At 69.8% G+C, this 25,879-nt stretch carries 26 protein-coding genes; 10 read left to right on the forward strand and 16 right to left on the reverse strand.

Annotated elements, in window-relative coordinates; genetic code table 11:
- Positions 1 to 220 precede the first annotated feature (220 nt).
- The 3 genes from folB (at position 221) to ABZS61_RS05600 (ending at position 1,747) form a co-directional block, all read left to right on the forward strand.
- Positions 221 to 580, forward strand: coding sequence for a dihydroneopterin aldolase (gene folB / locus ABZS61_RS05590; RefSeq protein WP_329209760.1), 360 nt, complete (start codon positions 221 to 223; stop codon positions 578 to 580).
- Positions 577 to 1,188 carry a 2-amino-4-hydroxy-6-hydroxymethyldihydropteridine diphosphokinase gene (folK, locus tag ABZS61_RS05595; protein WP_351165780.1) on the forward strand — a complete coding sequence of 204 codons (612 nt, stop codon included), beginning with the start codon at positions 577 to 579 and terminating at the stop codon, positions 1,186 to 1,188. Before folB ends, folK begins: the two co-directional genes overlap by 4 nt.
- 76 nt (positions 1,189 to 1,264) lie before the next feature.
- Positions 1,265 to 1,747: a DUF3180 domain-containing protein gene (locus ABZS61_RS05600; protein WP_356416584.1), complete on the forward strand. Its 483-nt coding sequence runs from the start codon at positions 1,265 to 1,267 to the stop codon at positions 1,745 to 1,747.
- Positions 1,748 to 1,895: 148 nt separating this feature from the next.
- Here ABZS61_RS05600 and ABZS61_RS05605 read toward each other — a convergent pair whose 3' ends face one another.
- The 7 genes from ABZS61_RS05605 to dacB all read right to left on the reverse strand — a co-directional run bounded on the left by ABZS61_RS05605 (position 1,896) and on the right by dacB (position 10,084).
- Entirely contained in the window at positions 1,896 to 2,252 is a 357-nt protein-coding gene (locus ABZS61_RS05605; RefSeq protein WP_356416587.1) for a VOC family protein, read from the reverse strand.
- Between the two features lie 102 nt (positions 2,253 to 2,354).
- Positions 2,355 to 2,960: a GTP cyclohydrolase I FolE gene (folE, locus tag ABZS61_RS05610; RefSeq protein WP_031091001.1), complete on the reverse strand. Its 606-nt coding sequence runs from the start codon at positions 2,958 to 2,960 to the stop codon at positions 2,355 to 2,357.
- A gap of 185 nt (positions 2,961 to 3,145) precedes the next feature.
- Positions 3,146 to 5,206, reverse strand: coding sequence for an ATP-dependent zinc metalloprotease FtsH (gene ftsH, locus ABZS61_RS05615; RefSeq protein WP_356416590.1), 2,061 nt, complete (start codon positions 5,204 to 5,206; stop codon positions 3,146 to 3,148).
- A gap of 302 nt (positions 5,207 to 5,508) precedes the next feature.
- Complete coding sequence (hpt, locus tag ABZS61_RS05620) at positions 5,509 to 6,048, reverse strand: hypoxanthine phosphoribosyltransferase (RefSeq protein ID WP_329215242.1); 540 nt, start codon at positions 6,046 to 6,048, stop codon at positions 5,509 to 5,511.
- Positions 6,049 to 6,147: 99 nt separating this feature from the next.
- The gene (gene tilS / locus ABZS61_RS05625; RefSeq protein ID WP_356416593.1) at positions 6,148 to 7,221 is read right to left on the reverse strand and encodes a tRNA lysidine(34) synthetase TilS; all 1,074 of its coding nucleotides are present in this window, start codon (positions 7,219 to 7,221) and stop codon (positions 6,148 to 6,150) included.
- Positions 7,222 to 7,411: 190 nt separating this feature from the next.
- Positions 7,412 to 8,551 carry a zinc-dependent metalloprotease gene (locus ABZS61_RS05630; protein WP_356416596.1) on the reverse strand — a complete coding sequence of 380 codons (1,140 nt, stop codon included), beginning with the start codon at positions 8,549 to 8,551 and terminating at the stop codon, positions 7,412 to 7,414.
- Positions 8,552 to 8,599: 48 nt separating this feature from the next.
- Complete coding sequence (dacB, locus tag ABZS61_RS05635; RefSeq protein WP_356416599.1) at positions 8,600 to 10,084, reverse strand: D-alanyl-D-alanine carboxypeptidase/D-alanyl-D-alanine-endopeptidase; 1,485 nt, start codon at positions 10,082 to 10,084, stop codon at positions 8,600 to 8,602.
- An 86-nt stretch (positions 10,085 to 10,170) separates the two neighbouring features.
- Between dacB and ABZS61_RS05640 the strand changes: the two genes are divergently transcribed.
- Positions 10,171 to 10,665 carry an inorganic diphosphatase gene (locus ABZS61_RS05640; RefSeq protein ID WP_014155500.1) on the forward strand — a complete coding sequence of 165 codons (495 nt, stop codon included), beginning with the start codon at positions 10,171 to 10,173 and terminating at the stop codon, positions 10,663 to 10,665.
- A gap of 200 nt (positions 10,666 to 10,865) precedes the next feature.
- On the forward strand, positions 10,866 to 12,581 hold the full coding sequence (locus ABZS61_RS05645; protein WP_356416602.1) for a threonine/serine exporter family protein: 1,716 nt from the start codon (positions 10,866 to 10,868) through the stop codon (positions 12,579 to 12,581).
- Between the two features lie 63 nt (positions 12,582 to 12,644).
- Here the strand turns inward: ABZS61_RS05645 and ABZS61_RS05650 are convergent, their stop codons facing one another.
- Positions 12,645 to 13,571: a DedA family protein gene (locus tag ABZS61_RS05650; protein ID WP_356416605.1), complete on the reverse strand. Its 927-nt coding sequence runs from the start codon at positions 13,569 to 13,571 to the stop codon at positions 12,645 to 12,647.
- 147 nt (positions 13,572 to 13,718) lie between these two features.
- Between ABZS61_RS05650 and ABZS61_RS05655 the strand changes: the two genes are divergently transcribed.
- Genes ABZS61_RS05655 through ABZS61_RS05665 form a run of 3 tightly spaced genes read left to right on the forward strand, consistent with a single transcriptional unit; the run spans position 13,719 to position 16,202 of the window.
- Positions 13,719 to 14,084, forward strand: coding sequence for a YbjQ family protein (locus ABZS61_RS05655; RefSeq protein ID WP_356416608.1), 366 nt, complete (start codon positions 13,719 to 13,721; stop codon positions 14,082 to 14,084).
- A gap of 57 nt (positions 14,085 to 14,141) precedes the next feature.
- Complete coding sequence (wrbA, locus tag ABZS61_RS05660; RefSeq protein ID WP_356416611.1) at positions 14,142 to 14,765, forward strand: NAD(P)H:quinone oxidoreductase; 624 nt, start codon at positions 14,142 to 14,144, stop codon at positions 14,763 to 14,765.
- A gap of 15 nt (positions 14,766 to 14,780) precedes the next feature.
- Positions 14,781 to 16,202 carry a glutamate decarboxylase gene (locus ABZS61_RS05665; RefSeq protein WP_356416614.1) on the forward strand — a complete coding sequence of 474 codons (1,422 nt, stop codon included), beginning with the start codon at positions 14,781 to 14,783 and terminating at the stop codon, positions 16,200 to 16,202.
- A gap of 12 nt (positions 16,203 to 16,214) precedes the next feature.
- On the opposite strand, the gene ABZS61_RS05670 is transcribed toward ABZS61_RS05665, so the two are convergent.
- From ABZS61_RS05670 to ABZS61_RS05695, 6 genes are all read right to left on the reverse strand, one after another.
- Positions 16,215 to 17,021, reverse strand: coding sequence for an ABC transporter permease (locus ABZS61_RS05670; protein WP_356416617.1), 807 nt, complete (start codon positions 17,019 to 17,021; stop codon positions 16,215 to 16,217).
- Positions 17,018 to 17,980: an ATP-binding cassette domain-containing protein gene (locus ABZS61_RS05675; protein ID WP_356416619.1), complete on the reverse strand. Its 963-nt coding sequence runs from the start codon at positions 17,978 to 17,980 to the stop codon at positions 17,018 to 17,020. Before ABZS61_RS05675 ends, ABZS61_RS05670 begins: the two co-directional genes overlap by 4 nt.
- Positions 17,981 to 18,064: 84 nt before the next feature.
- A complete protein-coding gene (locus tag ABZS61_RS05680) occupies positions 18,065 to 18,706 on the reverse strand; it encodes a PadR family transcriptional regulator (protein WP_356416622.1) in 642 nt (213 codons plus the stop codon).
- Positions 18,707 to 18,724: 18 nt separating this feature from the next.
- Positions 18,725 to 19,276 (reverse strand): DinB family protein, encoded by a 552-nt coding sequence (locus ABZS61_RS05685; protein ID WP_356416625.1) that lies wholly within the window; start codon positions 19,274 to 19,276, stop codon positions 18,725 to 18,727.
- 90 nt (positions 19,277 to 19,366) lie between these two features.
- The gene (locus ABZS61_RS05690) at positions 19,367 to 20,824 is read right to left on the reverse strand and encodes an aldehyde dehydrogenase family protein (RefSeq protein ID WP_356416628.1); all 1,458 of its coding nucleotides are present in this window, start codon (positions 20,822 to 20,824) and stop codon (positions 19,367 to 19,369) included.
- A 54-nt stretch (positions 20,825 to 20,878) separates the two neighbouring features.
- Entirely contained in the window at positions 20,879 to 21,760 is an 882-nt protein-coding gene (locus tag ABZS61_RS05695; protein ID WP_356416631.1) for a helix-turn-helix transcriptional regulator, read from the reverse strand.
- A gap of 342 nt (positions 21,761 to 22,102) precedes the next feature.
- On the opposite strand from ABZS61_RS05695, the gene ABZS61_RS05700 reads away from it, so the two are divergent.
- Entirely contained in the window at positions 22,103 to 22,675 is a 573-nt protein-coding gene (locus ABZS61_RS05700; RefSeq protein ID WP_356416634.1) for an ATP-binding protein, read from the forward strand.
- 22 nt (positions 22,676 to 22,697) lie between these two features.
- Here ABZS61_RS05700 and ABZS61_RS05705 read toward each other — a convergent pair whose 3' ends face one another.
- Positions 22,698 to 22,940, reverse strand: a complete 243-nt coding sequence (locus tag ABZS61_RS05705; RefSeq protein ID WP_056793446.1) for a DUF397 domain-containing protein — start codon at positions 22,938 to 22,940, stop codon at positions 22,698 to 22,700.
- A 256-nt stretch (positions 22,941 to 23,196) separates the two neighbouring features.
- On the opposite strand from ABZS61_RS05705, the gene ABZS61_RS05710 reads away from it, so the two are divergent.
- Positions 23,197 to 23,685, forward strand: coding sequence for a hypothetical protein (locus tag ABZS61_RS05710; protein WP_356416638.1), 489 nt, complete (start codon positions 23,197 to 23,199; stop codon positions 23,683 to 23,685).
- Between the two features lie 67 nt (positions 23,686 to 23,752).
- Here ABZS61_RS05710 and ABZS61_RS05715 read toward each other — a convergent pair whose 3' ends face one another.
- Positions 23,753 to 25,849 carry an FUSC family protein gene (locus ABZS61_RS05715; RefSeq protein ID WP_356416641.1) on the reverse strand — a complete coding sequence of 699 codons (2,097 nt, stop codon included), beginning with the start codon at positions 25,847 to 25,849 and terminating at the stop codon, positions 23,753 to 23,755.
- Positions 25,850 to 25,879 lie beyond the last annotated feature (30 nt).

A 25,879-nucleotide genomic window follows, 5' to 3' on the forward strand; every position in this document is an offset into this window, starting at 1 on the left:
GGGGCACGGGGCGATCGGGCTCGTGTGATCAGCGGATCACGTTCAATTGATTGAGCCCCCGGATCTCGGGGTATACGCGGCTACCGACCTCCGTGCGGTCCGGCCCGCGTCCCCCGCGGGCGGGCACTGTCCGTGCTCGCAGGTAGATTCGAAAGAAGGCACTTCGCCGCCCGCACGCGGCCGGGTGACCCTACGACCAACAACAGCAGGAGTGATTCGCGTGGATCGTGTCGCGCTGCGCGGCCTCAAGGCCCGTGGGCACCACGGCGTCTTCCCCCGGGAACGGGAAGAGGGCCAGACCTTCATCGTGGACCTGGTGCTGGGCCTCGACACCCGCCCCGCGGCAGCCGCCGACGACCTGACCAAGACCGTGCACTACGGCGTGGTCGCGGAAGAGGTCGTCGACATCGTCAAGGGTGAGCCGGTCGACCTGATCGAGACCCTCGCTGAACGCATCGCGCAGCAGTGCCTCAAGCACGACGGGGTCCAGGAGGTCGAGGTCGTCGTCCACAAGCCGGACGCCCCGATCACCGTGCCCTTCGACGACGTGACCATCACCATCACCCGGAGCCGAACGTGACTGCATTTTCCACCGAGGGGCAGAGCGATCCGACCGTCCAGCCGGTTCCCGCCGCCGTGGTCGAGCAGGTGGACGCAGCGGACATCACCCTCTCCAATCCCAAACGGGCCGTGATCTCCCTGGGCTCCAACCTCGGCAACCGGCTGGAGACGCTCCAGGGCGCCATCGACGCCCTGGAGGACACCCCCGGCCTGCGGGTCAAGGCGGTCTCCCCCGTGTACGAGACGGAGCCCTGGGGCGTGGACCCCGGCTCCCAGCCGTCGTACTTCAACGCGGTGATCGTCGTGAAGACCACGCTGCCCCCGTCCTCCCTGCTGGAGCGCGGCCAGGCCATCGAGGAGGCCTTCGACCGGGTCCGCGAGGAGCGCTGGGGGCCGCGCACCATCGACGTCGACATCGTGGCGTACGCCGATGTGGTGTCCGACGACCCACTGCTCACCCTCCCCCACCCGCGCGCCCACGAGCGGGCGTTCGTCCTCGCCCCCTGGCACGACGTGGACCCCGACGCCCAACTGCCCGGCTCCGGCCCGGTCGCCGATCTGCTCGCCGGTGTCGGACGCGACAGCGTGCTCCCCCGGGCCGACCTGGAACTCCGGCTGCCCGAGTAGTCGTTAGGCTCAACGCATACGGACATCCGGTACGGGCGTCCGACACGGGCAACGGCGGCGAAGGGCGGCACTCTCGGTGAAGCAACTACGGCTCGGGCTACTGGCCGGACTCTTCGCCGGAGCCGGCGTGCTGTCCTGGGGCGCGGCCCGCCTCTGGGACTCCCTGGGGACCTTGCCGAGCGTGCCCCTCGCCGCCCCCATCGTGCTCGCGGTGATCGCTGTCGTCCTGCTCGCCACGGCTCTGTCGATCCGTGCGCGTCTGCGCGCGCAGCGGGAGCGCCGACCCGGCGCGAAGGGCGTCGAGCCCTTGATGGCGGCACGCGCGGTGGTCTTCGGTCAGGCGAGCGCGCTCGTGGCTGCCCTGGTCTGCGGGCTGTACGGCGGCGTGGGCGTCTTCCTGCTCGGCTCACTCGACGTCCCGCCCCGCCGCGACCAGGCCATCTACGCGGGCTTCGCGGTCCTGGCCGGCGTGGCCGTCGTCGCTGCCGCCTTCTTCCTGGAGCGCGTCTGCAAACTCCCGGAGGACGGGGACGACAGCAAGAAGACCGCAGCCGCCTGACGGGCCTCCCCAGGCCTCGGGCGCGCGCTGGGTCGCCGGGCCACGGACCCGGGACAGGCGCCACGGAAACCGGGCCACCGAAGCCGGACCAGGGGCCAGGAAGCCCGGCCGAGGCAGCCGTGCTGCCGCGCAGGTTCGCCGGCGCGGGCTACGGGACCCTGGCCACCGGGTTCTCGATCAGGGTGATCCGGTTGCCGTCAGGGTCGTGGACCGCCGAGAACCGCACACTCCCGGAACCCGGCTGCACCTCTCCCGAGGTGATTCCGCGGTCGGCGAGGTCCGACAGCGCCTTGTCCAGGTCGTCGACGACGAGGTTCACCAGCGACCCGCCGGCGTGCTCGGGCGACTGGAAGACCTGGAGCCAGGCGTCCGCCGAGATGTGCCAGTCGGCCAGCCCGTCCATCGGCCTGGTGTCGGCCGGCCGGCCCAGCAGCCGCTCGTACCATTCGACCGCCGGCTCGATGGCCATCACCGGCGCTACGGCGAGCACGTGTGTGAATGACATGGGGCGTCCTCTCACTGTGGATCCGGCCGTCCGGCCGCTTCCACTCATGTCGACTCCGCCCGGGCCGCGAACTCATCGCACAGCCGTCCGGCCCGTCGGGGCTCAGCGCGCCATGATGAGGCTCATCGCCTCCGCACGCGTCGCGGGATCCCGCAGCTGGCCGCGGACCGCCGAGGTGATCGTCTTGGCGCCGGGCTTGCGGATGCCACGCATCGACATGCACATGTGCTCGCACTCGACGACCACGATGACCCCGCGCGGCTCCAGGATCGCCATCAGGGAATCGGCGATCTGTGTGGTGAGCCGCTCCTGGACCTGGGGACGCCGGGCATAGACATCGACGAGTCGGGCCAGCTTGGACAGCCCCGTGATCTTGCCGCTGGTCGCCGGGATGTACCCGACGTGGGCAACGCCGTGGAAGGGCACCAGGTGGTGCTCACAGGTGCTGAACACCTCGATGTCCTTGACCAGCACCATCTCGTCGTGACCGAGGTCGAACGTCGTCGTGAGGACGTCCTCCGGCTCCTGGTGGAGCCCGGCGAATATCTCCTTGTACGCGCGCGCCACCCGCCCCGGTGTCTCGCGCAGCCCTTCTCGGTCCGGGTCCTCCCCGACCGCGATGAGGAGCTCACGTACGGCGGACTCGGCCCGCTTCTCGTCGAAAACGCCGATCGAGCCCTGCCCGTCCAGCGTCACCGGGTCGGTCATCTGTGCCTCGTTCCTCTGTGCTGTCGCAAGCGCATGGTCGCCCTGACATCGCAGGCATGGCCCGGCCATGTCGCAGGCATACGAAAAAGCCGCGCCCCCACAGGCTAGAACCTGGGGGGCGCGGCTTCCATTCCGGGCCTGGCGGTGCGTCCGTGACAGGGGCCACACCAGGTCGGACAGGGGTACTAGCTCTCGGGACGCTCCTCCGGAACCGCTTCCGTGGAGGTGCCGAGGTCCTTCGACGTGATGTCCTTCGGGGCGATCTCCGCCGGGGTGGCCGAACCGTTGGCAGTGCTCGTGCCGTTGGTCAGTGCCAGCTCCTTGGGAGACAGGACCGGCGGACGCGTCGACGGGGTACGCCGGGCGGAACCGGTCCATGCCGGGCGGGCCGGACGCCTCACGATCGGGGCGAAGATCTCGGCGATCTGGTCCTTGCCGAGCGTCTCCTTCTCGAGAAGCTCAAGAACCAGTGCGTCGAGGATGTCGCGATTCTCTACGAGGATCTCCCACGCGTCGTTGTGCGCGGTCTCGATGAGCTTCTTGACCTCTTCGTCGACGAGCGCCGCGACCTCTTCCGAGTAGTCGCGCTGGTGGCCCATCTCCCGGCCCACGAAGGGCTCGGTGTTGTCGCCGCCGAACTTGATCGCGCCGAGACGCTCCGTCATGCCGTACTGCGTGACCATCGCGCGGGCCGTGGCAGTGGCCTTCTCGATGTCGTTCGCAGCGCCGGTGGTCGGGTCGTGGAAGACCAGCTCCTCGGCCGCGCGCCCGCCCAGCATGTATGCCAGCTGGTCGAGCATCTCGTTGCGCGTCGTGGAGTACTTGTCCTCTTCCGGAAGCACCATCGTGTAACCGAGGGCGCGGCCGCGGGAGAGGATCGTGATCTTGTGGACCGGGTCCGACTGGGGGGAAGCCGCCGCAACCAGGGCGTGGCCGCCCTCGTGGTACGCGGTGATCTTCTTTTCCTTCTCGGACATGATCCGGGTCCGCTTCTGCGGACCCGCCACGACGCGGTCGATGGCCTCGTCGAGCATCTCGTTGTCGATCAGCTTCTTGTTGCTGCGCGCCGTGAGGAGCGCCGCTTCGTTCAGCACGTTCGACAGATCGGCACCGGTGAAGCCGGGCGTACGACGGGCGACCGCGTTGAGGTCGACGTCGGGGGCGACCGGCTTGCCCTTCTGGTGCACCTTGAGGATCTCGAGGCGCCCCTGCATGTCCGGCCGGTCGACGGCGATCTGCCGGTCGAACCGTCCCGGGCGCAGCAGCGCCGGGTCCAGGATGTCCGGCCGGTTCGTGGCGGCGATCAGGATGACGCCGCCCTTCACGTCGAAGCCGTCCATCTCGACGAGCAGCTGGTTGAGCGTCTGCTCGCGCTCGTCGTGGCCGCCGCCCATACCGGCACCGCGGTGGCGGCCCACAGCGTCGATCTCGTCGACGAAGACGATCGCCGGAGCGTTCGCCTTGGCCTGCTCGAAGAGGTCACGCACCCGGGAGGCGCCGACACCGACGAACATCTCGACGAAGTCGGAACCCGAGATCGAGTAGAACGGCACGCCGGCCTCGCCCGCGACTGCACGAGCGAGCAGCGTCTTACCCGTACCGGGCGGCCCGTACAGCAGGACGCCCTTGGGGATCTTGGCGCCGACGGCCTGGAACTTCGCCGGCTCCTGGAGGAATTCCTTGATCTCGTACAGTTCCTCGACGGCCTCGTCCGACCCCGCCACATCGGCGAAGGTCGTCTTCGGCGTGTCCTTGGTGATGAGCTTGGCCTTGGACTTGCCGAACTGCATGACCTTGGAACCGCCGCCCTGCATCTGATTCATCAGAAACAGGAAGACGACGACGATCAGGACGAAGGGCAGCAGCGAGAGAAGGATCGAGACGAACGGGGACTGCTTCGACGGCGAGACGGTGTAACCCTTCTCGATGTCACCGCTCTCGAACTTCTGCTGCAGCGTGTTGGCGAGCTCGACGCCCTGGTTGCCGATATAGCTCGCCTGGAACTTGCTGCCGGACTCGCCCTTGAGCTTCTGGCCGTCCTTCAGCTCGATCTTGAGAATCTGTTCGTCACCGGTGGTCAGCTTGGCCTGCTCCACCTGGTCCTTGCTGATCGCCTGGATCACCTTGCCGGTGTCCACCGTCTTGTGGCCGCCGGACGAGCCGACGACCTGCATCAACACGACCACGGCGAGGACGGCCAGCACGATCCACATGACCGGCCCACGGAAGTATCGCTTCACGTCCATCCATACGGAGCGAAGACGCCCCGTCCCTCCTGCCCGTAGGTAAATGCTGCTGTGAGAAAAGACTGTTCTTCGGACGGTACCCCAGCATTGTCACCCGCGACCGCAGGGGACGTCCGACAAACCGGCCTTCGAAGGCTCCAACGGCGGGAAAGCGACGAGGGTTCCCCAGAGTTCGGCCGGGTTCGGCGGGGTCCGTACCCCTCGTCCGTGCGTCGGTACGCCTCGTCCGTGCGACGGATCCCTACGCCACTTCCGGACACAGGGTCGGCACACCCGTCCGAACGCCGCGTCCGGACGGGGACTCAGCCGCCGTAGACGTGCGGGGCGAGCGTGCCGACGAAGGGAAGGTTGCGGTACTTCTCCGCGTAGTCCAGCCCGTAGCCGACGACGAACTCGTTGGGGATGTCGAAGCCGACCCACTTCACGTCGATCGCGACCTTCGCGGCGTCCGGCTTGCGGAGCAGGGTGCAGACCTCCAGGCTCGCCGGTTCACGCGAGCCGAGGTTGGTCAGCAGCCAGGACAGCGTCAGACCGGAGTCGATGATGTCCTCGACGATCAGGACGTGCTTGCCCTTGATGTCGGTGTCGAGGTCCTTGAGGATCCGGACGACGCCCGAGGACTGCGTGCCCGCTCCGTACGAGGAGACGGCCATCCAGTCCATGGTGATCGGGGTGGACAGCGCGCGCGCCAGGTCCGCCATCACCATCACCGCGCCCTTGAGCACGCCGACGATGAGCAGGTCCTTGCCCGCGTACTCCGCGTCGATCTTCGCGGCCAGCTCGACGAGCTTCGCGTCGATCTCTTCCTTGGTGAGGAGCACCGACTGAAGGTCGGTGCCCATGTCCTTCTCGTTCACCCGCGTCTCTTTCTCTGCCTTCCGGACCCGGGCTGTTCCCCGGGCCGGACCGGCCGTTTCGCCTGCACTTCAGCCGCTTGCGCTTCAGCTCTGCCGAATCACCAGTCTGCCACCCTGCCGCAGCGCTTCGACGCGGCCGGGCAGGTTGATGGCCCCCTGGCCGCGCCAGCCGGTGATGAGCCGGTCGACTTCCTCGATGTGACGGGCGAAGAGCGAACCGGCCGGGGATCCGGCGTCGATCACTGCTCGGCGCAGCACCCGGCGGCGTACAGCGGGCGGCAGGACGGAGAGCTTGGCGCACTCCAGGCGTCCGTCGTCGTCGCGCACCGAGCGGTCGGCCTCGGCCGCCCAGGTGTCGAGGGCGTCGGCATCGTCACGGGAGAGCTGAGCCGTACGGGCGAGGGCTTCGACGACACCTTTGCCCAGCGCCTTCTCCAGGGCGGGCAGACCTTCGTGACGCAGCCGGGAGCGGGTGTAGGCGGGGTCGACGTTGTGAGGGTCGTCCCAGACGGGGATCGACTGGACCAGGCAGGCCTTTCGGGCGGTCTGCCGGTCGAGCTGGAGAAAGGGACGACGGTAGCGGCCCGCGGGACCCGATGCGGCGGCCATCCCGGAGAGCGAACGGATGCCGGATCCACGGGCGAGGCCGAGGAGGACGGTCTCGGCCTGGTCGTCGCGGGTGTGGCCGAGGAGGACGGCGGCGGCGCCGTGGCGCTCTGCGGCGGCGTCCAGTGCGGTGTAGCGGGCTTCACGGGCGGCGGCCTCGGGCCCGCCGTCGCGGCCGACGTGAACGGCGACGGCCTCGACCGGGTCGAGCTGCATCTCGGCGAGGCGGGTGACGACCTCGGTGGCGCGGAGCCCGGAGCCCGGCTGGAGGTTGTGGTCGACGGTGATGCCGCCGGCCCTGACGGGAAGCTTGCGCGACTCGAAGGCGAGGGCGGAGGCGAGCGCCATCGAATCGGCACCCCCGGAGCATGCGACGAGCACCAGCGGGGTATCGGGCCGTTCGGGAAGCGCGGCCCGTCGCGGGCCCGCTCCGGCTTCGGCGAACTCGGCACGGCCGACCTGTTCGGTGTGGCGGTTGTAGTCGGTGACGACGTCGTGGAGTACGCGGCGGACCGCCAGGCGTATCGCCGCGACCGCAGGATGGGGACCCATGTCCGGTGCCCTTCGGTGAGGTTCTGGGAGGGTGCCTCGGAGTGCCGGGACGCAGAGATCCCGTTACTCAGAGTGCGTCGATGGTGACAGAGCCAAGCTGTCCATCGAGCATTGCACGCCTTCCCATGCCCCTATGGTCCCTCGGATGGGTGATTGGAGGGGCAATCCTGTGCCATCGGGCGGGCCATGATCACGAATCTGCCTTACGGTGCACCCTCGCGACCCAGTCCGCCGGTTCGGCGATCTCCGCCTTGGTGGGGAGGGTGTTGGGCGAGGTCCAGACGCGATTGAAACCGTCCATACCGACCTCGTCGACCACGGCCCGGACGAACTTCTCGCCGTCGCGGTACTGCCGCAGCTTGGCGTCGAGGCCCAGGAGCTTGCGCAGCGCCAGGTCCAGACGGCTCGCACCGCGCGCCCTGCGCTGCTGGAACTTCTCCCGGATCTCCGCGACGGAACCCACCACTTCGGGTCCCACCCCGTCCATCACGAAGTCCGCATGCCCTTCGAGCAGGGACATCACCGCGGTGAGGCGGCCGAGGATCTCGCGCTGGGCGGGCGTCTGGACGATCTCGACGAGGCTGCGCCCGCCGTCGTCCTCCCCCTGCTCGCCCTCGGGGCGGCTGCTGCCCGAGAAGGACTGGGCGGCCTCACGGAGGCGTTCCAGAACGGTCATCGGGTCGACGTCGGTCTCGTCGAGGAACGACTGGATTTCGCCCTGCAGATGGTCGCGGAGCCAGGGCACCCCGGTGAACTGGGTGCGGTGGGTCTCCTCATGGAGAGCCACCCAGAGCCTGAAGTCGTGCGGGTCGACATCGAGTTCGCGTTCGACGTGGACGATGTTGGGGGCTACGAGCAGCAGCCTGCCGCCGCCCTTGGTGGAGGCGGGCAGCTCGCGGGTGGCGGGCGCGAAGGTCTCGTACTGACCGAGCACCCGGGAGGCGAGGAAGGACAGCAGCATGCCGAGTTCGACACCGGTCACCTTGCCGCCGACCGCGCCGAGCACCGCACCGCCGGGGCCGTTGCCACGCCTCTCCTGCATCTTCCCCAGCAGGGGACGCAGCAGTTCACGGAAGCCGGCGACGTTCGCCCTGATCCAGCCCGCCCGGTCGACGACCAGGACCGGGGTGTCCTCGGGTTCGTGCCCCTCCGGGATCATCCGGGTGAACGAACGGACGTGCTCCTCCGACGCCTTGGCATGTCGGCGGAGTTCCGCGACGACGGCGCGTGCCTCCTCGCGACTGATCTCGGGTCCCGGCCGCACAAGCCGGGTCGCGGTCGCGACCGCGAGATTCCAGTCGACCATCTCGGCACCACCGACGCTCGTCATGCGTCAACCGTACGTGAGACGGCCCCCCGGTGGTGGGGTGTCAGCCGCTCATCGGGTGCCTTTGGTGAGGGTGGTGGCCAGGGCGTCGAGAGAGGTTTCGGCATCGCGCGGGGATGTGGTGCCCGATGCCAGGAAGGCGAAGGCGAGCAGCCGGCCCTGCGCGTCGACCGCGGTTCCCGCGAGGGCGTTCACCCCGGTGAGCGTGCCCGTCTTGGCCCGGATCAGGCCGGTGCCGCGGGAGGTCGCGGGGTAGCGGCTGCCGAGCGTTCCGCTGAAGCCTGCGACCGGCAGACCGGTGAGGGCGGGCCTGAGTTCGGGGTGGTCCGGGTCGGCGGCGAGGGCCACCAGGGCCGCGAGCAGGCCGGCCGTCACCTTGTCGCCGCGGTTCAGGCCGCTGCCGTCGGCGAGATTCGTGCCGGCCAGCGGCAGTCCCAGCTTCTTCAGCCGGTCGGTGACGGCACGCCTGCCTCCGGCGAAGGATGCCGGTCGGCCCGCCTTGAGGGCGGTCTGGCGGACGAGGGCCTCGGCGATGTCGTTGTCGCTGTTGGTCAGCGCCCGTTCGACGAGGGCGGAGAGCGGCTTCGACAGGTGCGTGGCCACGGTCCTGGCCCCGGCTCCGGCCCGCCCGGAGGAGGGGGCGGACCGCGTGGCGACACCGGCCTCGTCGAGCAGGTCAGCGAAGGTGCGGGCGGCGTCACCGGCCGGGTCGCCGGTACGGGGCGCGGGGCCGCGGTCGCTGCCGTCGAGCCGGCCCTCGTCGATCATGAGCGCGCTGACGGGCGCGATGTTCTCGTTGGGGCCGATGGGGTGCAGAGCGGGGCCCGAGTAGCGGGACGTGTCGTACTTCAGCTCGACGGCCGCGGTACCGCCGTCGCGCAGGGCGTGCGCGGTGTCGACGGCCAGGCCGCGCAGCGCGGCCTTGTCGAGGGTGGGGTCGCCGCCGCCGACGAGGGTGACCGTGCGGGAGTCCGCGGACACCCGGACCGTCGTCGCGATGCGGTGGCCCGGACCGAGGGCGGAGAGCGCGGCGACGGTGGAGGCGATCTTCACGGTGGAGGCGGGCGTCATGGGGGTGGCCGCGCCACGCGCGTACAACTGCTCGCCGGTGGCCGTGTCGACGACGACCGCGGTGCGTACGGTGCCGAGCGCGGGCGCGTTCAGAAGGGGCGTGAGGGCGGCCTTCAGACCGCTCGCGCCCGCCGGGGCGGTCAGTCCGGTCGTGGCACCCAGGGGGGTGAGTACGGCAAGGGCGCTGGGTGCGGGCTCCGGCGCGGTGGGCTCGGACCGCCCGTGATGTGCGCCACCTGCGCGCTCCTGGGCGACCGCCCGGTCCTGCTCGGCCTTACGCTGACCGGAGTCCCAGGGACCGGCGGCCAGCACGGCTCCGGCGGCGACCACCAGGCCGAGCACCGCGGAGCCTGCCACGAACCGCAGGTCGTTCGGCCCGTTCCCTCGCTTCAAGTACGTCAAGTCTTTCCACTTGCCCCACCTGTTCAACGGTTCGTTCGACGGTCTTTCCACCGGCTCGGCCACCGTTGACCAGCCCCTTTCGCGAGCACTCGTCTGCGTGAGGGACACTTAACCACCAGTCGTATGTGTTGATCATGGAGGAGCCACCCGTGGAGTTCGACGTCGTTATCGAGATCCCGAAGGGTTCGCGGAACAAGTACGAGGTGGATCACGAGACCGGCCGGATCCGCCTGGACCGTCGACTCTTCACCTCGACCAGCTACCCGGCGGACTACGGTTTCGTCGAGAACACCCTCGGCGAGGACGGCGACCCGCTGGACGCGCTGGTCATCCTGGAGGAGCCGACCTTCCCCGGCTGCCTCATCAAGTGCCGCGCGATCGGCATGTTCCGGATGACCGACGAGGCCGGCGGCGACGACAAGCTGCTGTGCGTCCCGGCGTCCGACCCCCGGGTGGAGCACCTGCGCGACATCCACCACGTGTCGGAGTTCGACCGCCTGGAGATCCAGCACTTCTTCGAGGTCTACAAGGACCTGGAGCCCGGCAAGTCCGTCGAGGGCGCCGACTGGGTCGGCCGCACCGAGGCCGAGGCCGAGATCGAGGCCTCCTACAAGCGCCTCGAGGCGCAGGGCGGCGCGCACTGACGTGATCCTTCCGGTTCCGCTTCCGGGCGGAACCGAACGGATCGCGGCGCATCGGGCCGATCGGCCCCGCTGACCGTACGAGGAACGGGCGGCGCACCTCTCACCGGTGCGCCGCCCTTTCGCGTGACGGCCCATGTCCGTGCCCATACTGGGCAGGAGCGCAGCCGAGGACATGCGCAGCCGAGCAGGAACGAGGTCGAGTGGTGGCGGAACAGGGCGGTCCGGAGGACCAGAAGCCCCAGTCCGACGAGGCGCGCAGCGCCTTCGTCCCACCTGCCGGGGTGGAGCAGCCTTCGCCCCCGTCGGAGGACGACCACCCCACATCGGAATTCGCCCTTCCGGCCGGTCTGCACACCGATCCGTCGGCGTCCTCCGGACCGGGCCAGGGTTCCGCTTCCGGCTCGGGCGGCAGCGCGGCCGCCGAGGCCCTGAGCTCCGCGTTCGTCCCGCCCAGCGGGTACAACGCGCAGCATCACCCGCCCGTCTTCACTCCGGCGCACGGCATTCCCATGGTCCGGCTGACCAAGGAAGCCCCTTGGCAGGACCGGATGCGCACGATGCTGCGGATGCCCGTGACCGAGCGTCCGGCACCCGAGGGCGTGCAGAGGACCGACGATTCGGGGCCCGCGGTCCCCCGTGTGCTCGACCTGACGCTGCGTATCGGGGAGCTGCTGCTCGCGGGCGGCGAGGGTGCCGAGGACGTCGAGGCGGCCATGTTCGCGGTGACGCGCTCGTACGGTCTCGACCGGTGCGAGCCGACGGTGACCTTCACCCTGCTGTCCATCTCGCACCAGCCGTCGCTGGTCGAGGACCCCGTGACGGCGAGCCGTACCGTCCGCCGCCGGGGTACCGACTACACCCGGCTGGCCGCCGTCTTCCAGCTGATCGACGACATCACGACCACGGAACACGTCGAGGTCTCGCTGGAGGAGGCCTACCGGCGCCTTGCCGAGATCCGCCGTAATCGGCACCCGTACTCGGGCTGGGTGCTGACATCCGCGGCCGGCCTGCTCGCCGGTTCGGCATCGGTGCTGGTCGGCGGTGGTGTGCTGGTGTTCATCGTGGCGGCGGCCGGCGCCATGCTCGGGGACCGGCTGGCCTGGCTCTGCGCCGGCCGCGGGCTGCCCGAGTTCTATCAGTTCATGGCCGCCGCCATGCCGCCCGCCGCGATGGGTATCGCGCTGACCCTCACCCATTCGACCGATGTCCGCCCGTCCGCGGTGATCACCGGTGGGCTGTTCGCACTGCTGCCGGGGCGGGCCCTGGTGGCGGGTGTGCAGGACGGCCTGACCGGTTACTACATCACCGCAGGTGCCCGGCTGCTCGAAGTCATGTACTTCTTCATCGGCATCGTCGCCGGTGTGCTGCTGATGCTCTATCTGGGTGTCCAGCTCGGTGCCGAGCTGAACCCCGAAGCGAAGTTCGTGCCCAACGACCGGCCGGTGGTGCAGATCCTGGCCTCGATGGCCCTCAGCCTGGCCTTCGCGATCCTGCTCCAGCAGGAGCGCTCGACGGTGCTCGCCGTGACCCTCAACGGTGGCGTGGCCTGGATCATCTTCGGGGCGATGGCCCGTACCGGCGACATCTCGCCGGTGGCGGCGACGGCGGTGGCGGCCGGTCTGGTGGGACTGTTCGGCCAGTTGTTCTCCCGCTACCGGTACACGTCGTCGCTGCCGTTCATCACTGCGGCGATCGGCCCGCTGTTGCCGGGCTCCGCGACGTACTTCGGTCTGCTGGGTGTGGCCCAGAACGAGCTGGACACCGGGCTCGCCTCGCTCTCCACCGCGGTGGCGACGGCGCTGGCCATCGCCATCGGGGTGAATCTCGGGGGCGAGATCTCCCGGCTGTTCATGCGGGTACCGGGAGCGGTCGAGGGCCCGACCCGCCGGGCAGCCAAGCGGACCCGCGGCTTCTGATACGCGAACGGCGCCCCGTCCCGTAGCGGGATCAGGGCGCCGTGTGCCTCGCCGGATGCGCGGTCAGCGCTTGGCGTGCCGCCCGCGCTGGCCGGAGGCGCCGCCCGGCCCGTTGCCCTGCCCGTTGCCCTGCCCGTTGTCGTACGGACCCGCACCCGGGCCACCGCTGTACGGACCGTTGCCCGGGCCACCGTTGTACGGGCCGTTGCCCGGGCCGTTGTACGGACCCGCACCGGGGCCGCCGCCGTACGGGCCGTTGTCCGGGCCGCCGTACGGGCCGTTGCCGTACGGGCCCGCGCCGGGGCCGTCGCCGGAGGGGCCCCGACCCTCGCCCCGGTCCTCGCGCCGGGCCTCCGCCGCGGCCTCCTTCTTGGACCTGCTGCGGGCGCGCAGGAACTCGATCGCGATCGGCACCACCGAGATCAGCACGATCAGGATGAGGATGAGCTCGATGTGCTCGTGCACGAAGTCGATCTTGCCGAGAGCGGCGCCGAGCACCGTGACCCCGACGCCCCAGAGGAGGCCGCCGATGATGTTGTACGTGATGAACGAGCGGTAGTTCATCCGGCTCACACCGGCGATGATCGGCGTGAAGGTCCGGACGACCGGGACGAAGCGGGCCAGCACCAGCGACTTCGGTCCGTACTTCTCGAAGAACTCGTGGGCCTTCTCCACGTTCTCCTGTTTGAAGAGACGGGAGTCCGGGCGCCTGAAGAGGGCCGGGCCCACCTTGCGGCCGAAGAGGTAGCCGACCTGGTCACCGATGATCGCCGCCAGGGCGACCAGGGTGCAGACCAGCCAGAGCGGGTACTTCAGGTCGCCGGTGGTCACCAGCAGACCCGTGGTGAACAGCAGGGAGTCGCCCGGCAGGAAGAAGCCGATCAGCAGCCCGGACTCGGCGAAGACGATGAGCAGGAGGCCGGGAAGCCCGAACGTGTTGAGCAGGTAATCCGGGTCCAGCCAGCTCGGGCCGAGCGCAAGCGTATTCAAGGGTCCGGGCTCCAGGATCGATCGATGGCGGCTGCGTGGCCGTTCCAAAGCTACCAACGCTGCGGGGCGCCTCTGGGTTCCAGTGGCGTAAGCAGGGATGCGTGCGGTACGAACCGGGGCAAAGCTGTCCTCAGGAGGTGCCACCCCATGGGCATTGAGGACTACGGCGGCGGACAGACGGCCCGGGCGGACGTGCTCGTCGTCACGACGAATGACGTACCCGGCTACCAGGTGACGCAAGTCATCGGCGAGGTCTTCGGGCTCACCGTCCGCTCCCGCCATCTCGGCAGCCAGATCGGCGCGGGGCTGAAGTCGATGGTCGGCGGCGAGCTGAAAGGGCTGACGAAGACCCTGGTCGAGACCCGCAACCAGGCGATGGAACGACTCGTCGAGCAGGCCAGGGCACGCGGCGCCAACGCGGTGCTGATGATGCGGTTCGACGTGAGCGAGGCGGCCGACGTGGGCACGGAGGTCTGCGCCTACGGAACCGCGGCCGTGATCAGCGAGACCTGACCGGCAGGGTCCGCACGCCCCCGCCCTCTCCCGACCCGCTTCCCGGAGGTTCCCCGCATGCCCACGTCGGTCAACGTCGCCGTCGTCTACTACTCCTCGACCGGCACCGTCGCCACGATCGCCCAGGCCATCGCCAAGGACGCCGAGAGCGCCGGCGCCGAGGTGCGGCTGCGCAGGGCCGCCGAGCTCGCCCCGCAGGCCGCCATCGACTCCAACCCTGCGTGGGCCGCGAACGCGAAGGCGACGGAACACATTCCCGAGGTCTCGCCGGACGACATGGTCTGGGCGGACGCGGTGATCCTCGGCACACCCACCCGCTACGGCAACGTCACCGCCCAGCTCAAGCAGTTCCTCGACACCCTGGGCGGCCTCTGGCAGGCGGGACAGCTCGCCGACAAGGTCTACAGCGGCTTCACCTCCACCAGCACGGCCCACGGAGGCCAGGAGTCCACGCTGCTCGCGCTCTACAACACGGTCCACCACTTCGGCGGCATCCTCGTCGCCCCCGGCTACACGGACCCGTCGAAATTCGTCGACGGCAATCCGTACGGCACCTCGCACGTCGCGGGGCAGGGCGACATCCCGGTCGGTGAGGAGACCCTGACCGCGGCCAGGGTCCAGGCCGAACGCGTCGTGAAGTTCACCCGGGCCATCAAGGCCGGCCTAGCGGCCGAGAACTGAGAAGGACTTCCGCAGATGGCTCTCCACAAGGGTTCCCACGGCAAGGCCCCGTCCGACGAGCAGCGCAGACTCGCCCTGAACCCCTTCTTCGGGGAGGCGGACCCGACCGCACCGATGGCCACCGCGCCACCCAGGCACCAGCTGCCGGACGGCCCGCTGCCGCCTTCGACCGCCCACCGGCTCGTCCACGACGAGCTGATGCTCGACGGCAACTCCCGGCTGAACCTGGCCACGTTCGTCACCACCTGGATGGAACCCCAGGCCGATGTGCTGATGAGCGAGTGCCGCGACAAGAACATGATCGACAAGGACGAGTACCCCCGCACCGCCGAACTGGAACGGCGCTGTGTGGCGATGCTCGCCGACCTCTGGCACGCCCCGGACCCGGAGACCGCCGTGGGCTGCTCCACCACCGGTTCCAGCGAGGCCTGCATGCTGGCCGGGATGGCGCTCAAGCGGCGCTGGGCGGCGAGGAACAAGGACCGCTATCCGGCGACCGCACGGCCCAATCTGGTGATGGGCGTCAATGTGCAGGTCTGCTGGGACAAGTTCTGTACGTTCTGGGAGGTCGAGCCCCGCCAGGTCCCCATGGAGGGCGAGCGCTTCCATCTGGACCCGCAGGCGGCCGCCGATCTCTGCGACGAGAACACCATCGGCGTGGTCGGCATCCTCGGCTCGACGTTCGACGGTTCGTACGAGCCGATCGCCGAGCTCTGTGCCGCGCTGGACGATCTCCAGGAGCGCACCGGGCTCGACATCCCCGTCCATGTGGACGGGGCCTCGGGCGGGATGGTGGCCCCCTTCATCGACGAGGACCTGGTGTGGGACTTCCGGCTGCCCCGGGTCTCCTCGATCAACACCTCCGGGCACAAGTACGGCCTGGTCTACCCGGGGGTCGGCTGGGCCCTGTGGCGCTCGCCGGCCGAGCTGCCCGAGGACCTCGTCTTCCGGGTGAACTATCTGGGCGGCGACATGCCGACGTTCGCCCTGAACTTCTCCCGGCCCGGCGCGCAGGTGGTGGCGCAGTACTACACGTTCCTGCGGCTGGGCCGGGAGGGATACCGGGCGGTTCAGCAGGCGTCCCGGGATGTGGCACGCGGGCTGGCCGAGGCGTTCGAGGCGCTGGGCGACTTCCGGCTCCTCACCCGGGGCGACGAACTGCCGGTGTTCGCCCTGACGACGGGGTCCGGCGTGGACGCGTACGACGTCTTCGACGTGTCGAGACGGCTGCGTGAGCACGGCTGGCTGGTGCCCGCGTACACCTTCCCCGCCAACCGCCAGGACCTGTCGGTCCTGCGGGTGGTGTGCCGCAACGGGTTCTCCTCGGACCTCGCGGAGCTGCTCATCGAGGACATGCGCAGACTCCTGCCCGAACTCCGCAGCCAGTCGGCCCCGTTGAGTCGAAAGCACGGGCCGCAGACCGGCTTCCACCACTGAGGGCGGCGCCGGTCAGCGGCTGAGCCGGGCGAACTTCCGTACGGCCAGCGGGAAGAACAGGGCGGTCAGCGCCACCGGCCAGGCCACCGAGAGCAGTTCGGCGTTTTCGGCAGCCCAGGTCCCCCCGGCGCCGCCCGGGTTGCCGAACAGGTCGCGTACGGCCGTCGCCGTGGCCGACATCGGGTTCCACTCGACGACCGCGCCCAGCCAGCCCGGCATCGACTCCGGCGACGCGAAGACGTTGGAGAGGAAGCCGATGGGCCAGACCAGGATCTGCACCGCCTGCACCATCTCCGGCTTCCCCGCGACCATGGCCAGGTGGATGCCGATCCACAGCATCGCGAACCGCAGGAGAAGCAGCAGCCCCACCGCCCCCAGTGCGGCGGCCCACCCGTTGTGCCAGCGCCAGCCGACGGCGTACCCCACACCGATCATCACGGCCAGCGCGGCCACCGACTGGAGCATGTCCGCGACGCTCCGTCCGACCAGGACAGTGCCGGAGACCATCGGCATGGAGCGGAACCGGTCGATGACCCCCTTGTTGAGGTCCTGCGTGACGGCGAGCATCGTCCCCTCCAGGCCGAAGGCCATGGTGAGCGCGAGCATGCCCGGTACCAGGAACTCGGTGTTGTCCCCGTCGACGCCCTGGCCGCCGCCTACCAGGTAGTTGAACATCAGGAGCAGCATCACCGGGAAGACCAGGCCGACGACCATCTGCACCGGCTGCCGTGCCCAGTGCGCCAGTTCGCGCCGGGTCATCGTCCAGGAGTCGGTCAGCGCCCAGCCGATGCCGCTCGCTCCCGCCGCTGCCGTACTCATAGCGCCACCGCCGCTTCCGTTGCCATGTGCACCGCTTCGTCCGTCCCGGTGAGGGACAGGAACACCTCGTCCAGCGTGGGTCGGCGCACCGCGATGTCCTCCGCCTCGATGCCCGCCTCCTCCAGGGCCCGTACCGTCCGGGTCAGGGTCGCCATCCGGTCCGGAGCCGGGGCGCTGAGCAGCCGCCTGTCCGCGTCCACGCTCACGTCTTCGCCCAGGAGTCGGGCGGCGGCACCGAGCCGGGCCGCGTCGTGGACGACCACGTCGATACGGTCGCCGCCGACCATCGCCTTGAGCTGGTCGGCCGTGCCTTCCGCGATGGCCCGGCCCTTGTCGATCACCGAGATCCGGTCGGCCAGCTGGTCCGCCTCCTCCAGGTACTGCGTGGTCAGCAGTACGGTCGTGCCGCCCGCGGCCAGTGAGCGCACGGCGCTCCACACCTCGGTCCGGCCGCGCGGGTCGAGTCCGGTCGTGGGCTCGTCCAGGAAGAGCACCTCCGGATCCGTGATCAGGGACGCGGCCAGGTCGAGGCGGCGGCGCATGCCTCCGCTGAACTGTTTGACCGCCTTGCGTCCGGTGTCCGCGAGCCCGAACCGCTCGAGGAGCTCGTCGGCCCGCACGCCCGCGCGGCGTGCGCCCAGGTGGTACAGCCGGCCGAACATCTCCAGGTTCTGCCGGCCGCCGAGCTCCTCGTCGACAGCCGCGTTCTGGCCGAGCAGCCCGATCCTCCGGCGGATCTCGGCGGCCTTGTCCCGCACGTCGAACCCCGCCACCTCGGCCCGGCCCTCGTCGGGCCTGAGCAGAGTGGACAGGATGCGTACGGCGGTGGTCTTGCCCGCCCCGTTGGGGCCGAGCACTCCGTGCACGGCGCCCCTGCGGACGGTGAGGTCCAGTCCGTCCAGGGCCCGCTTCTCCCCGTACCGCTTGTGAAGTCCTTCGACGACGATCGCGTCGCTCACGCTCCCACCAGCCCTCCGGATCACGTAGTCAAACTTGACTAGCCTGTCGAAGGTAAGGCACCCGACAGCATTCGTCAAACTTGATTAGACGGAGTCGCCCGGATCGGGGATCCCCGTCGCGTACGGGTTCTCCTGCCCCTCGGACAGCACCCCGACGAAGGGTTCCCCCTCACCCGCGAAGGTGTACGCCCCGCCCTCGATCCGCTCGATCAGGCCGCGGGTCCACGCGGCGCCCGCGTCCGCCGAGTGGATCCACAGATGCATGATCTCGCCGATGTGCCCGAGCGACTCGGGGCCGTCCGCCGGCGTGTAGTACTCCGTGACCGAGGCCCGCCAGCCCTCGATGGCGGCGATGCGCTCACGGAGCAGGGCGACCGCCTCGGACCGCTCGAGGTCGACGATGAAACCGATGCCCGCCGAGAGCACGTCCATGTTCTGGTCGTACGACGTGAGCGCCGCACGCAGCAGGGAGAGGAACTCCTCGGTGCCCCGCTCGGTGATCTCGTACTCGGTACGGGGCGGGCCGCCGACCGTGGAGGGGGCGGTCTCGTGCGCGAGGAGCAGTCCCTGCTTCGCCATCTGCTTCAGCGCGTGGTAGATCGAGCCCGGCTTGGCGCTGGACCACTCGTGCGCGCCCCAGTACTCGAGGTCGTTGCGGACCTGATAGCCGTGCGCGCGGCCGTGCTGACGTACGGCACCGAGGACCAGCAGCCGGATCGCGGACATACCACCCACCCCTTGTATTCAACTTTGACTAGGGTAGCCCGCCTCCTCGGCGACGAGCTGGAGGGCGCTCCTGCCGTCCAGCGATTCGCGGATGATGTCGGCGTGCCCCGCGTGGCGTGCGGTCTCCTCGACGAGATGGACCAGCAGCCAGCGCATGGAGCAGCGCTCGCCCTTCGGGTACCAGGGCGCCTCGGGGAGCGGGAAGGTGTCGTTCATGCTGTCGACACCGTGGATGAAGGCCTCGGTCTCCGCAGCGACCTTCGCCCAGAACTCGACCACCTGGGGAACGGTCTCGTCCCCGACGAGGCGGAAGCTGTCGGCCCAGGTCTCCGCGTCGCGCTGCCTCTCGTTCGGCAGCTGCTGGGCCAACCGCAGCCAGTTCAGCTCCGTCTCGGCCACGTGCTTGACCAGCCCGGACAGCGAGAGCTCACTGACACTGGGCCGGCTTGCCGCCTGCTCCTCGGTGAGCCCCAGCACGGAGCGCCGGACCGCACCGCGCTGCGCCTCGACGAAGGCCAGGAGCGCACCGCGCTCGTCGCCGGGAGCCTCTGAGGAAACGTGAGTGACCATGATGTCTGCCTTCGGTGGTACGTGACGGTATTGCCTACCCCGTCAACGTACGGACCCATCAGGCCGGCCTCCGACCCCAACCCGCGGGTGTCAGAAGGGAAAAACCGTTCGCCCGTGCTGGATCGAGATCCACCTCTGGGTGGTGAAGGCCTCCACCGCGGCCTCTCCGTTCAGCCGCCCCATGCCGGACATCTTCTCGCCCCCGAACGCGACCAGCGGATCGTCCTGCACGGTGGCGTCGTTGACGTGGAACATCCCGCTCGCGATGCGCCGGGCGAACCGCACCCCGCGCTCCGCGTCCGCCGTGTGCACCGCGCCGCTCAGACCGTAGGGACTGTCGTTGACGATCCGTACGGCCTCGTCCTCGCCGTCGAACGGTACGAGCAGCGCGACCGGACCGTATATCTCCTGCTCGAGCAGTGGCGAGTCGTCCGGCAGACCGGACAGCACGGTGGGCTCGACGAGACTGCCGCGAGTGCGGCCCCGTACGAGCGCGGTCGCTCCCGCCGCGAGCGCCTCGTCGACCAGCGCCCTGAGCGCGTCGGCCTGGAACTCGCTGACGACCGGGCCGATCCGGGTGTCCGGGTCGCGCGGGTCTCCCGTCGTGAGCGCGGCGACCGCCGCGGTGAACCGCTCGGTGAACTCCCCCTCGACCGACCGGTCGACCAGGATGCGGTTGGCGGCCATGCTGACCTGCCCCTGGTACAGGAAGCGGCTGAAGACGGCCGCCCGGACCGCGTGGTCGATGTCCGCGTCCTCCAGCACCACCAGGGCGCTGTTGCCGCTCAGTTCGAGGATGGTCTTCTTGAAGAGCCCGGCTGCGGTGGCCGCGACATGGCGTCCCACGCGGTCCGAGCCGGAGAACGAGATCACCTTGGGTACGGGGTGCTCGATGAACGCGTCGCCGATCTCCGCACTGTCGGTGATCACGACGTTGAGCAGCCCGGCCGGCAGCCCGGCGTCCTCGAAGATCTTGGCGACCAGCCCTCCGCCGACGACCGGGGCGTTCTGGTGGGGCTTCACCACCACCGCGTTGCCCAGCGCGAGAGCGGGGGCGACCGTCTTCATCGTCACCAGGAAGGGGAAGTTGAAGGCGCTGATCACACCTATGACACCGACAGGCAGCCGGTAGACCCGGTTCTCCTTGCTGTCGGCGACCGAGGGCAGCAGCCGCGCCGCGGGGCGGAGCGTCTGACAGACCGCCTCACGCAGGAACTCCTGGGCGGCACCGACCTCGTACTCGGCCTTGAACCGCGTGCCGCCGAGCTCGTCGATGATCGCCTCGACGATGTCGTCCCTGCGCTCGCCCACCAGGCGTACGGCGTTTTCGAGAACGGCCCTGCGCTCGTACGCCGTGGTCGCCGCCCACTCGGTCTGGGCACGCTCGGCAGCGCGGTAGGCCCGGTCGACCTCCGCCGCGGTGGCCACCGTGATGGCACCGAGCTTTTCGCCGTTGTAGGGATTGAAATCGATGATGTCCCACGAGCCGCTGCCGGTCAGCCACTCGCCGTCGATGTACTGGTGGGCCAGTTCATTGAAGAAGGACATGCAATCCCTTACTGCAGGCGCAGACTCCTGTCGGTAGCTCATCGTACGTGCGAATCACGTCAGTTGAAGGAGACCGCGAAGGAGATCCCGGCTCTCTTCGGGCCCCGGGCTCTCCTCGTGGAGCCGGGCCATGGCCTTTTCGTACTGGGCGACTTCCTCGGCCTTGTCCAGATAGAGCGCACTTGTCAGCTGTTCCAAATAGACAATGTCCGACAGGTCGGATTCCGGAAAGCTCAGCATGGTGAATGCGCCGCTCTCGCCCGCATGGCCGCCGAAACTGAAGGGCATCACCTGAAGCGTGATGTTCGGCTGTTCCGACATGTCGATCAGATGCCGCAACTGGGCGCGCATCACGTCGCGCTCACCGTAGGGACGGCGCAGCGCCGCCTCGTCGAGCACCGCGTGGAACCGTGGCGCCCGCTCGGAGACGAGCACCTTCTGACGCGCCAGTCGCAGCGCGACCCGACGGTCGATCTCCGCCGCGGGAGCGCCGCGCATGCCGCGCGAGACGACAGCATGGGCGTACGCCTCGGTCTGCAACAGGCCGTGGACGAACTGGACTTCGTAGATCCGGATGAGCGAGGCCGCCCCCTCCAGACCGATATACGTCTGGAACCAGCCGGGCAGCACATCGCCGTAACTGTGCCACCAGCCCGCCACATTGGCCTCACGGGCCAGGCCGAGGAGGGAGTCCCGCTCCGCCTCGTCCGTGACTCCGTACAGCGTGAGCAGGTCCTCGACGTCCCTGGCCTTGAAGCTCACCCGTCCCAACTCCATGCGGCTGATCTTCGATTCGGAGGCGCGGATGGAGTAGCCGGCCGCCTCACGGGTGATGCCGCGCGACTCGCGCAGGCGCCTGAGCTGTGAGCCCAGGAGGATGCGCCGCACCACAGATCCACTCGACTCGCCTGCCGGCACTGGTCCAACCCTCCCCATCGCTTCCCGGACTCCGGGGTCCCCCCGAACCCCGGAGCCGGATTCTGCCACCAAAACGCTTCAGCCCGTACTCATTCGATTACGGAAATGGCAAGAGTTCCGGAAAGCTCCGAAACTTGATGCCGGAAGAAATGAGTCAGAACCGGCACGCTACCGGGCAGGTCCGGCGCGTGCACGTGCATCTGCCCTTGCATCTGCCGTGCGCATTCGGAACCATGGTCCTCGCGCACCTGCGTGCTCGTTCGTGTTGTGCCGCTGTACCCCGCAGTACCGCTGCAACCAGCAGTGCCGCTACAGCCGCGAATCCCGGGAGTGCCTCGCATGGGGACGAATGGATCGACGATGCTCGAGCCGTTACGGCAGGGGCTTCCACCCATCGACCCCTCGGCGGTCGCGGGTTCGGCCTCCTGCGCGCTGCCGGCCCGGTTCGAAGCGGTGGGCGGCGCGCGGAAGTTCACCCGTACGACTCTGACCTCATGGGATCTCGGCGACCGGTTCGACGATGTCGCCCTGGTCGTCTCCGAGCTGGTCACCAACGCGCTGCGGCACGCCCTTCCCGCCGACCTCGCGCGTGAGAGCCAGGACTCGTCCGTGCGGCTGCATCTGATGCGCTGGACCTCACGGCTGGTGTGCGCGGTGCGCGATCCCAGCGACAGGAGCCCGGTGGCGGGCGAGGCCGCCGACTCGGCCGAATCGGGCCGGGGTCTCTTCCTGGTGGAGTCGTTCAGCGACGGCTGGGGCTGGCACCCCTCCCCCGTACTGGCCGGCGAGCAGCAGACGGCGGACGCGCGCCGCGGCAAGGTGGTCTGGGCACTGTTCCGCCTGTCGGACAGGACCGCGGCGGACGGTGCGGTTCCGGAGTGCCCGCTCCTCGGCAGCGCGGTGCCGGCCGAGGCAATTCCCGACAGCGTGTAGGCAGGGCGGCGGAGCGAGTTTTTCAGCCGCCCGTCGCCAGATGGTCGAACTCCCCGTCCTTGACGCCCAGCAGCAGCGCCTCTATCTCGGCCGGCGTATAGACGAGTGCGGGCCCGTCGGGGTGGCGCGAGTTGCGCATCGCCACATTCCCGCCGGGCAGTTTCGCGAACTCCACGCAGGACCCCTGGGAGTTGCTGTGTCTGCTCTTCTGCCAGACGACTCCGCGAAGCTCTGTGGCCGCCATGCCGTTGTACACGTGGTGCACAGGACGCTCCCCGAGTTGCAAGGTGCAAGTGTCAACTAGCTCGGATCATAGCTCTGTTCATATGCCAATGCATGAGCAGATGCACGTGCACGGGGGGTGTGCACGCGATTACAGCTTTTCCGGCCGACCGGTGTGCCCCTGCTGAGAGAGAGACGAACGGCACGCCTATTTGGCTCCCTCTTCCGGAAGTTGTTCCCTTCTCCCCTGGTAGCTTGGCGCGGACTTTTGACCGCGAATCAACAAGGGGGAACTCCACATGGACAGGCTCGTACGTTCCGGCGCCGTCCTCGCCGCCGGCCTCGTCGCCGCTCTCACGCTGACCGCGTGCGGCAGCGGGGACGACAGCGACAAGGGGAAGGAGTCCGGCGCCGGATCCGATGCCGGGCAGAGTGCGACACCCGGCGCCGGCAGCGAGGACAGCGGCACCCCGGGCGCCGAGGCGGCTGCGCTGGACGGCACATGGGCCGGCCTGTCCGACGGCAAGGCCGTCGCCCTGTCCGTCGCCTCGGGCAAGGTGGCGCTCGTCGCCGACCAGCATGTCTGCCAGGGCGACGTGAAGGACATGGGCGAGGTGATGCTCGCACTGACGTGCACCGACGGGAACAAGGACCGCACCATGGGGTCCATCGAGTCCAACGACGGCAAGACGCTCGTCGTCTCCTGGGACACCGGAGCCAAGGACACCCTGACGAAGACCGATCCCGGCAAGCTGCCGACCGGACTGCCGGACGTCCCCGCCCCCTGACGCACCGCCGGCCCCGCATCCTGTCGGGCGGCTTCGGCCGCCCGGTCGGACGTCGCCCGGCCGGCCCTCAGACCCTGCGCTTGCCCTTGGGGAGGTCCAGGCCCCGCGCGAACTCCTCCAGGGCGTCGAGCAGCATGGCGGCCCCGCTGCGTACGAAAGCGTTGGGCGGCGGCACCGCCTCCGGGTGGCCCTCCGGCCTGTCCCAGCCCGCGAGCACCTGGCGCACCGGTTCCCAGTCCGGCACACGGCGCTCCCGCACCGCCTTCGCGCCCTGTTCGCTGACCCGCCGCAGTGTGGCCGCCAGGTCCGCCGCCCCCGGTACCGGCATGGCCGTGGCGGCCGGCAGATGGGCCTCCAGCAGCATCGTGACCCGGCCGAACTGGGCGAGCGCGTGCTGGGCCTCGTCGGCGGAGAGGCGTGAGATGCCGCGGTGGCGCACGGGTTCGTGCCGGGCGGTCGCCAGCGCCTCCTGCCACGCAACGCGCGCCTCACGGGTGGCGAGCAGCGCGTTGCGCACATCGGTGTCGCTCCGGGCCGCCGGATCGGCGTACCCGTCGAGGACGGTCGCCGCGTACCGCGCGTCCGTGATCAGCCAGCGGGCCAGCCGGTTGCGCAGCCGCGGGGTCTCCCAGGCCGGATAGACGGCGTACGAGATCATCGCGAGCATGCCTCCGGCGAGCGTGAGGACCACCCGTTCGGTGACGGTCTGCGACCAGTCCTCCCCCGCCATTCCGAGCAGGAAGACGACATAGGCGGAGACGCAGGCCTGGGCGACCGCGTATCCGCTGCGCATCAGCAGGTACATCAGCCACGCGCAGATCACCGCGAGGACGGCGGCGAGCGTCACGCCCGGCTCGACCGCCTGGACGAGGCCGGTGGCGAGGGCCACTCCGACGACGGTGCCGCCGAACCGGGCGACGGACCGGGAGTAGGTCTGCGAGAAGTCCGGGCGCATGGCCATCACTGCTGCCAACGGCACCCAGTAGCCGTGCCCGAAGGGCAGTGCGGCGCCCAGCAGGAAGCCGAGGGTGGCGACCGCCGAGAGCCTGACGGCGTGCCGCAGGACCGGCGACTCCCTGCGCAGCTCGCTGCGCATCGCCGTCAGCGCCACCGGGACGAGCCGCAGCAGGCTCTGGCGGCGCCGGGTGTCCGCGGCGTGCCCGGCCGGCTCGCGGGTGCCGGCGCCCTCGGCGATCTCGATGACGTCCGCGAGCAGTGCGTCGAGCCGGTCGGCGGCGCGGCGCGGCGGCCCGGCCAGGATCACCTCGTTGTCGGGGGTCCCCAGGACCCCCAGGTCGGTGGCGGCGAGGTGGACGGGCTCCCCGTGCCGGACCGCTTGGGCCGCCGCGTCCAGTACGGATCCGGCCGCGCCCAGCAGCTCCCGCACCCAGACCCGTTCCAGCCCGTCGCCGGGCACTCCCAGTGCCGGGTCCGCCAGTGAGGCGAGGACCGGCCGCAGCCGCTCGGCGACGCCTCGGGCGCCGTGCAGTTCGACGGGAAGCCGACGGGCCTCACGCGGGGTGATGGCGGCAGCGCTGCGGGCGGTCATCAGCGGTACGGGGTCGAAGGGCGCGACCGGGTCGTGGCGCAGCCTGCGGGCGTAGTCGGCCTCGGCGGCGAGCGCGTCGGCGAGCGCGTCGCGCTGGGCGCCCCATCTGCGTACCGGGAACAGCACGATCAGGGCCGCCTGGACCAGCCCCCCGAACGCCATCATCGCGGCGTGCGCGGCGGCTTCGGCGACGGAGCCGGGGAGAGTGATCGTGACCAGCATGATCGCGACGTTGGATCCCGCGAGGATGCCGGCCGTGGGGCCCACGGCCCAGGTCATCCCGGCGGCGAACGTCCAGAGCGCCAGCAGGACCAGGAACACGGCGGGCTGCGTGATGCTGACGTAACCGACGAACGTCGACACGGCCAGGCTGCTGCCGGAGATCAGGGCGAGCACGGGCCGGGGGCGCCAGCTGCGCTCGAAAGTGGCGATCGCCGCCTGGAAGGCCCCGAAGGCGGAACTGGCCGCGATCACCGGGCCGAAGAAGGCGAGGGACAGCCCGACGACGAGGGCGAGGCCCGCGGCACCACGCAGAGCGATCAGCGGTTCGAGACGCTGCCGCTCGATACTCAGCCCCGAGCGAGCGGTCTCCTTCAGCGCCCGGAGCCAGCTCATGAGGGCGAGCCTAACCGCATTCCCCCGCAA

Origin of the sequence: Streptomyces sp. NPDC005566 (assembly GCF_040605575.1) — a bacterium.
GTDB lineage: Bacteria > Actinomycetota > Actinomycetes > Streptomycetales > Streptomycetaceae > Streptomyces.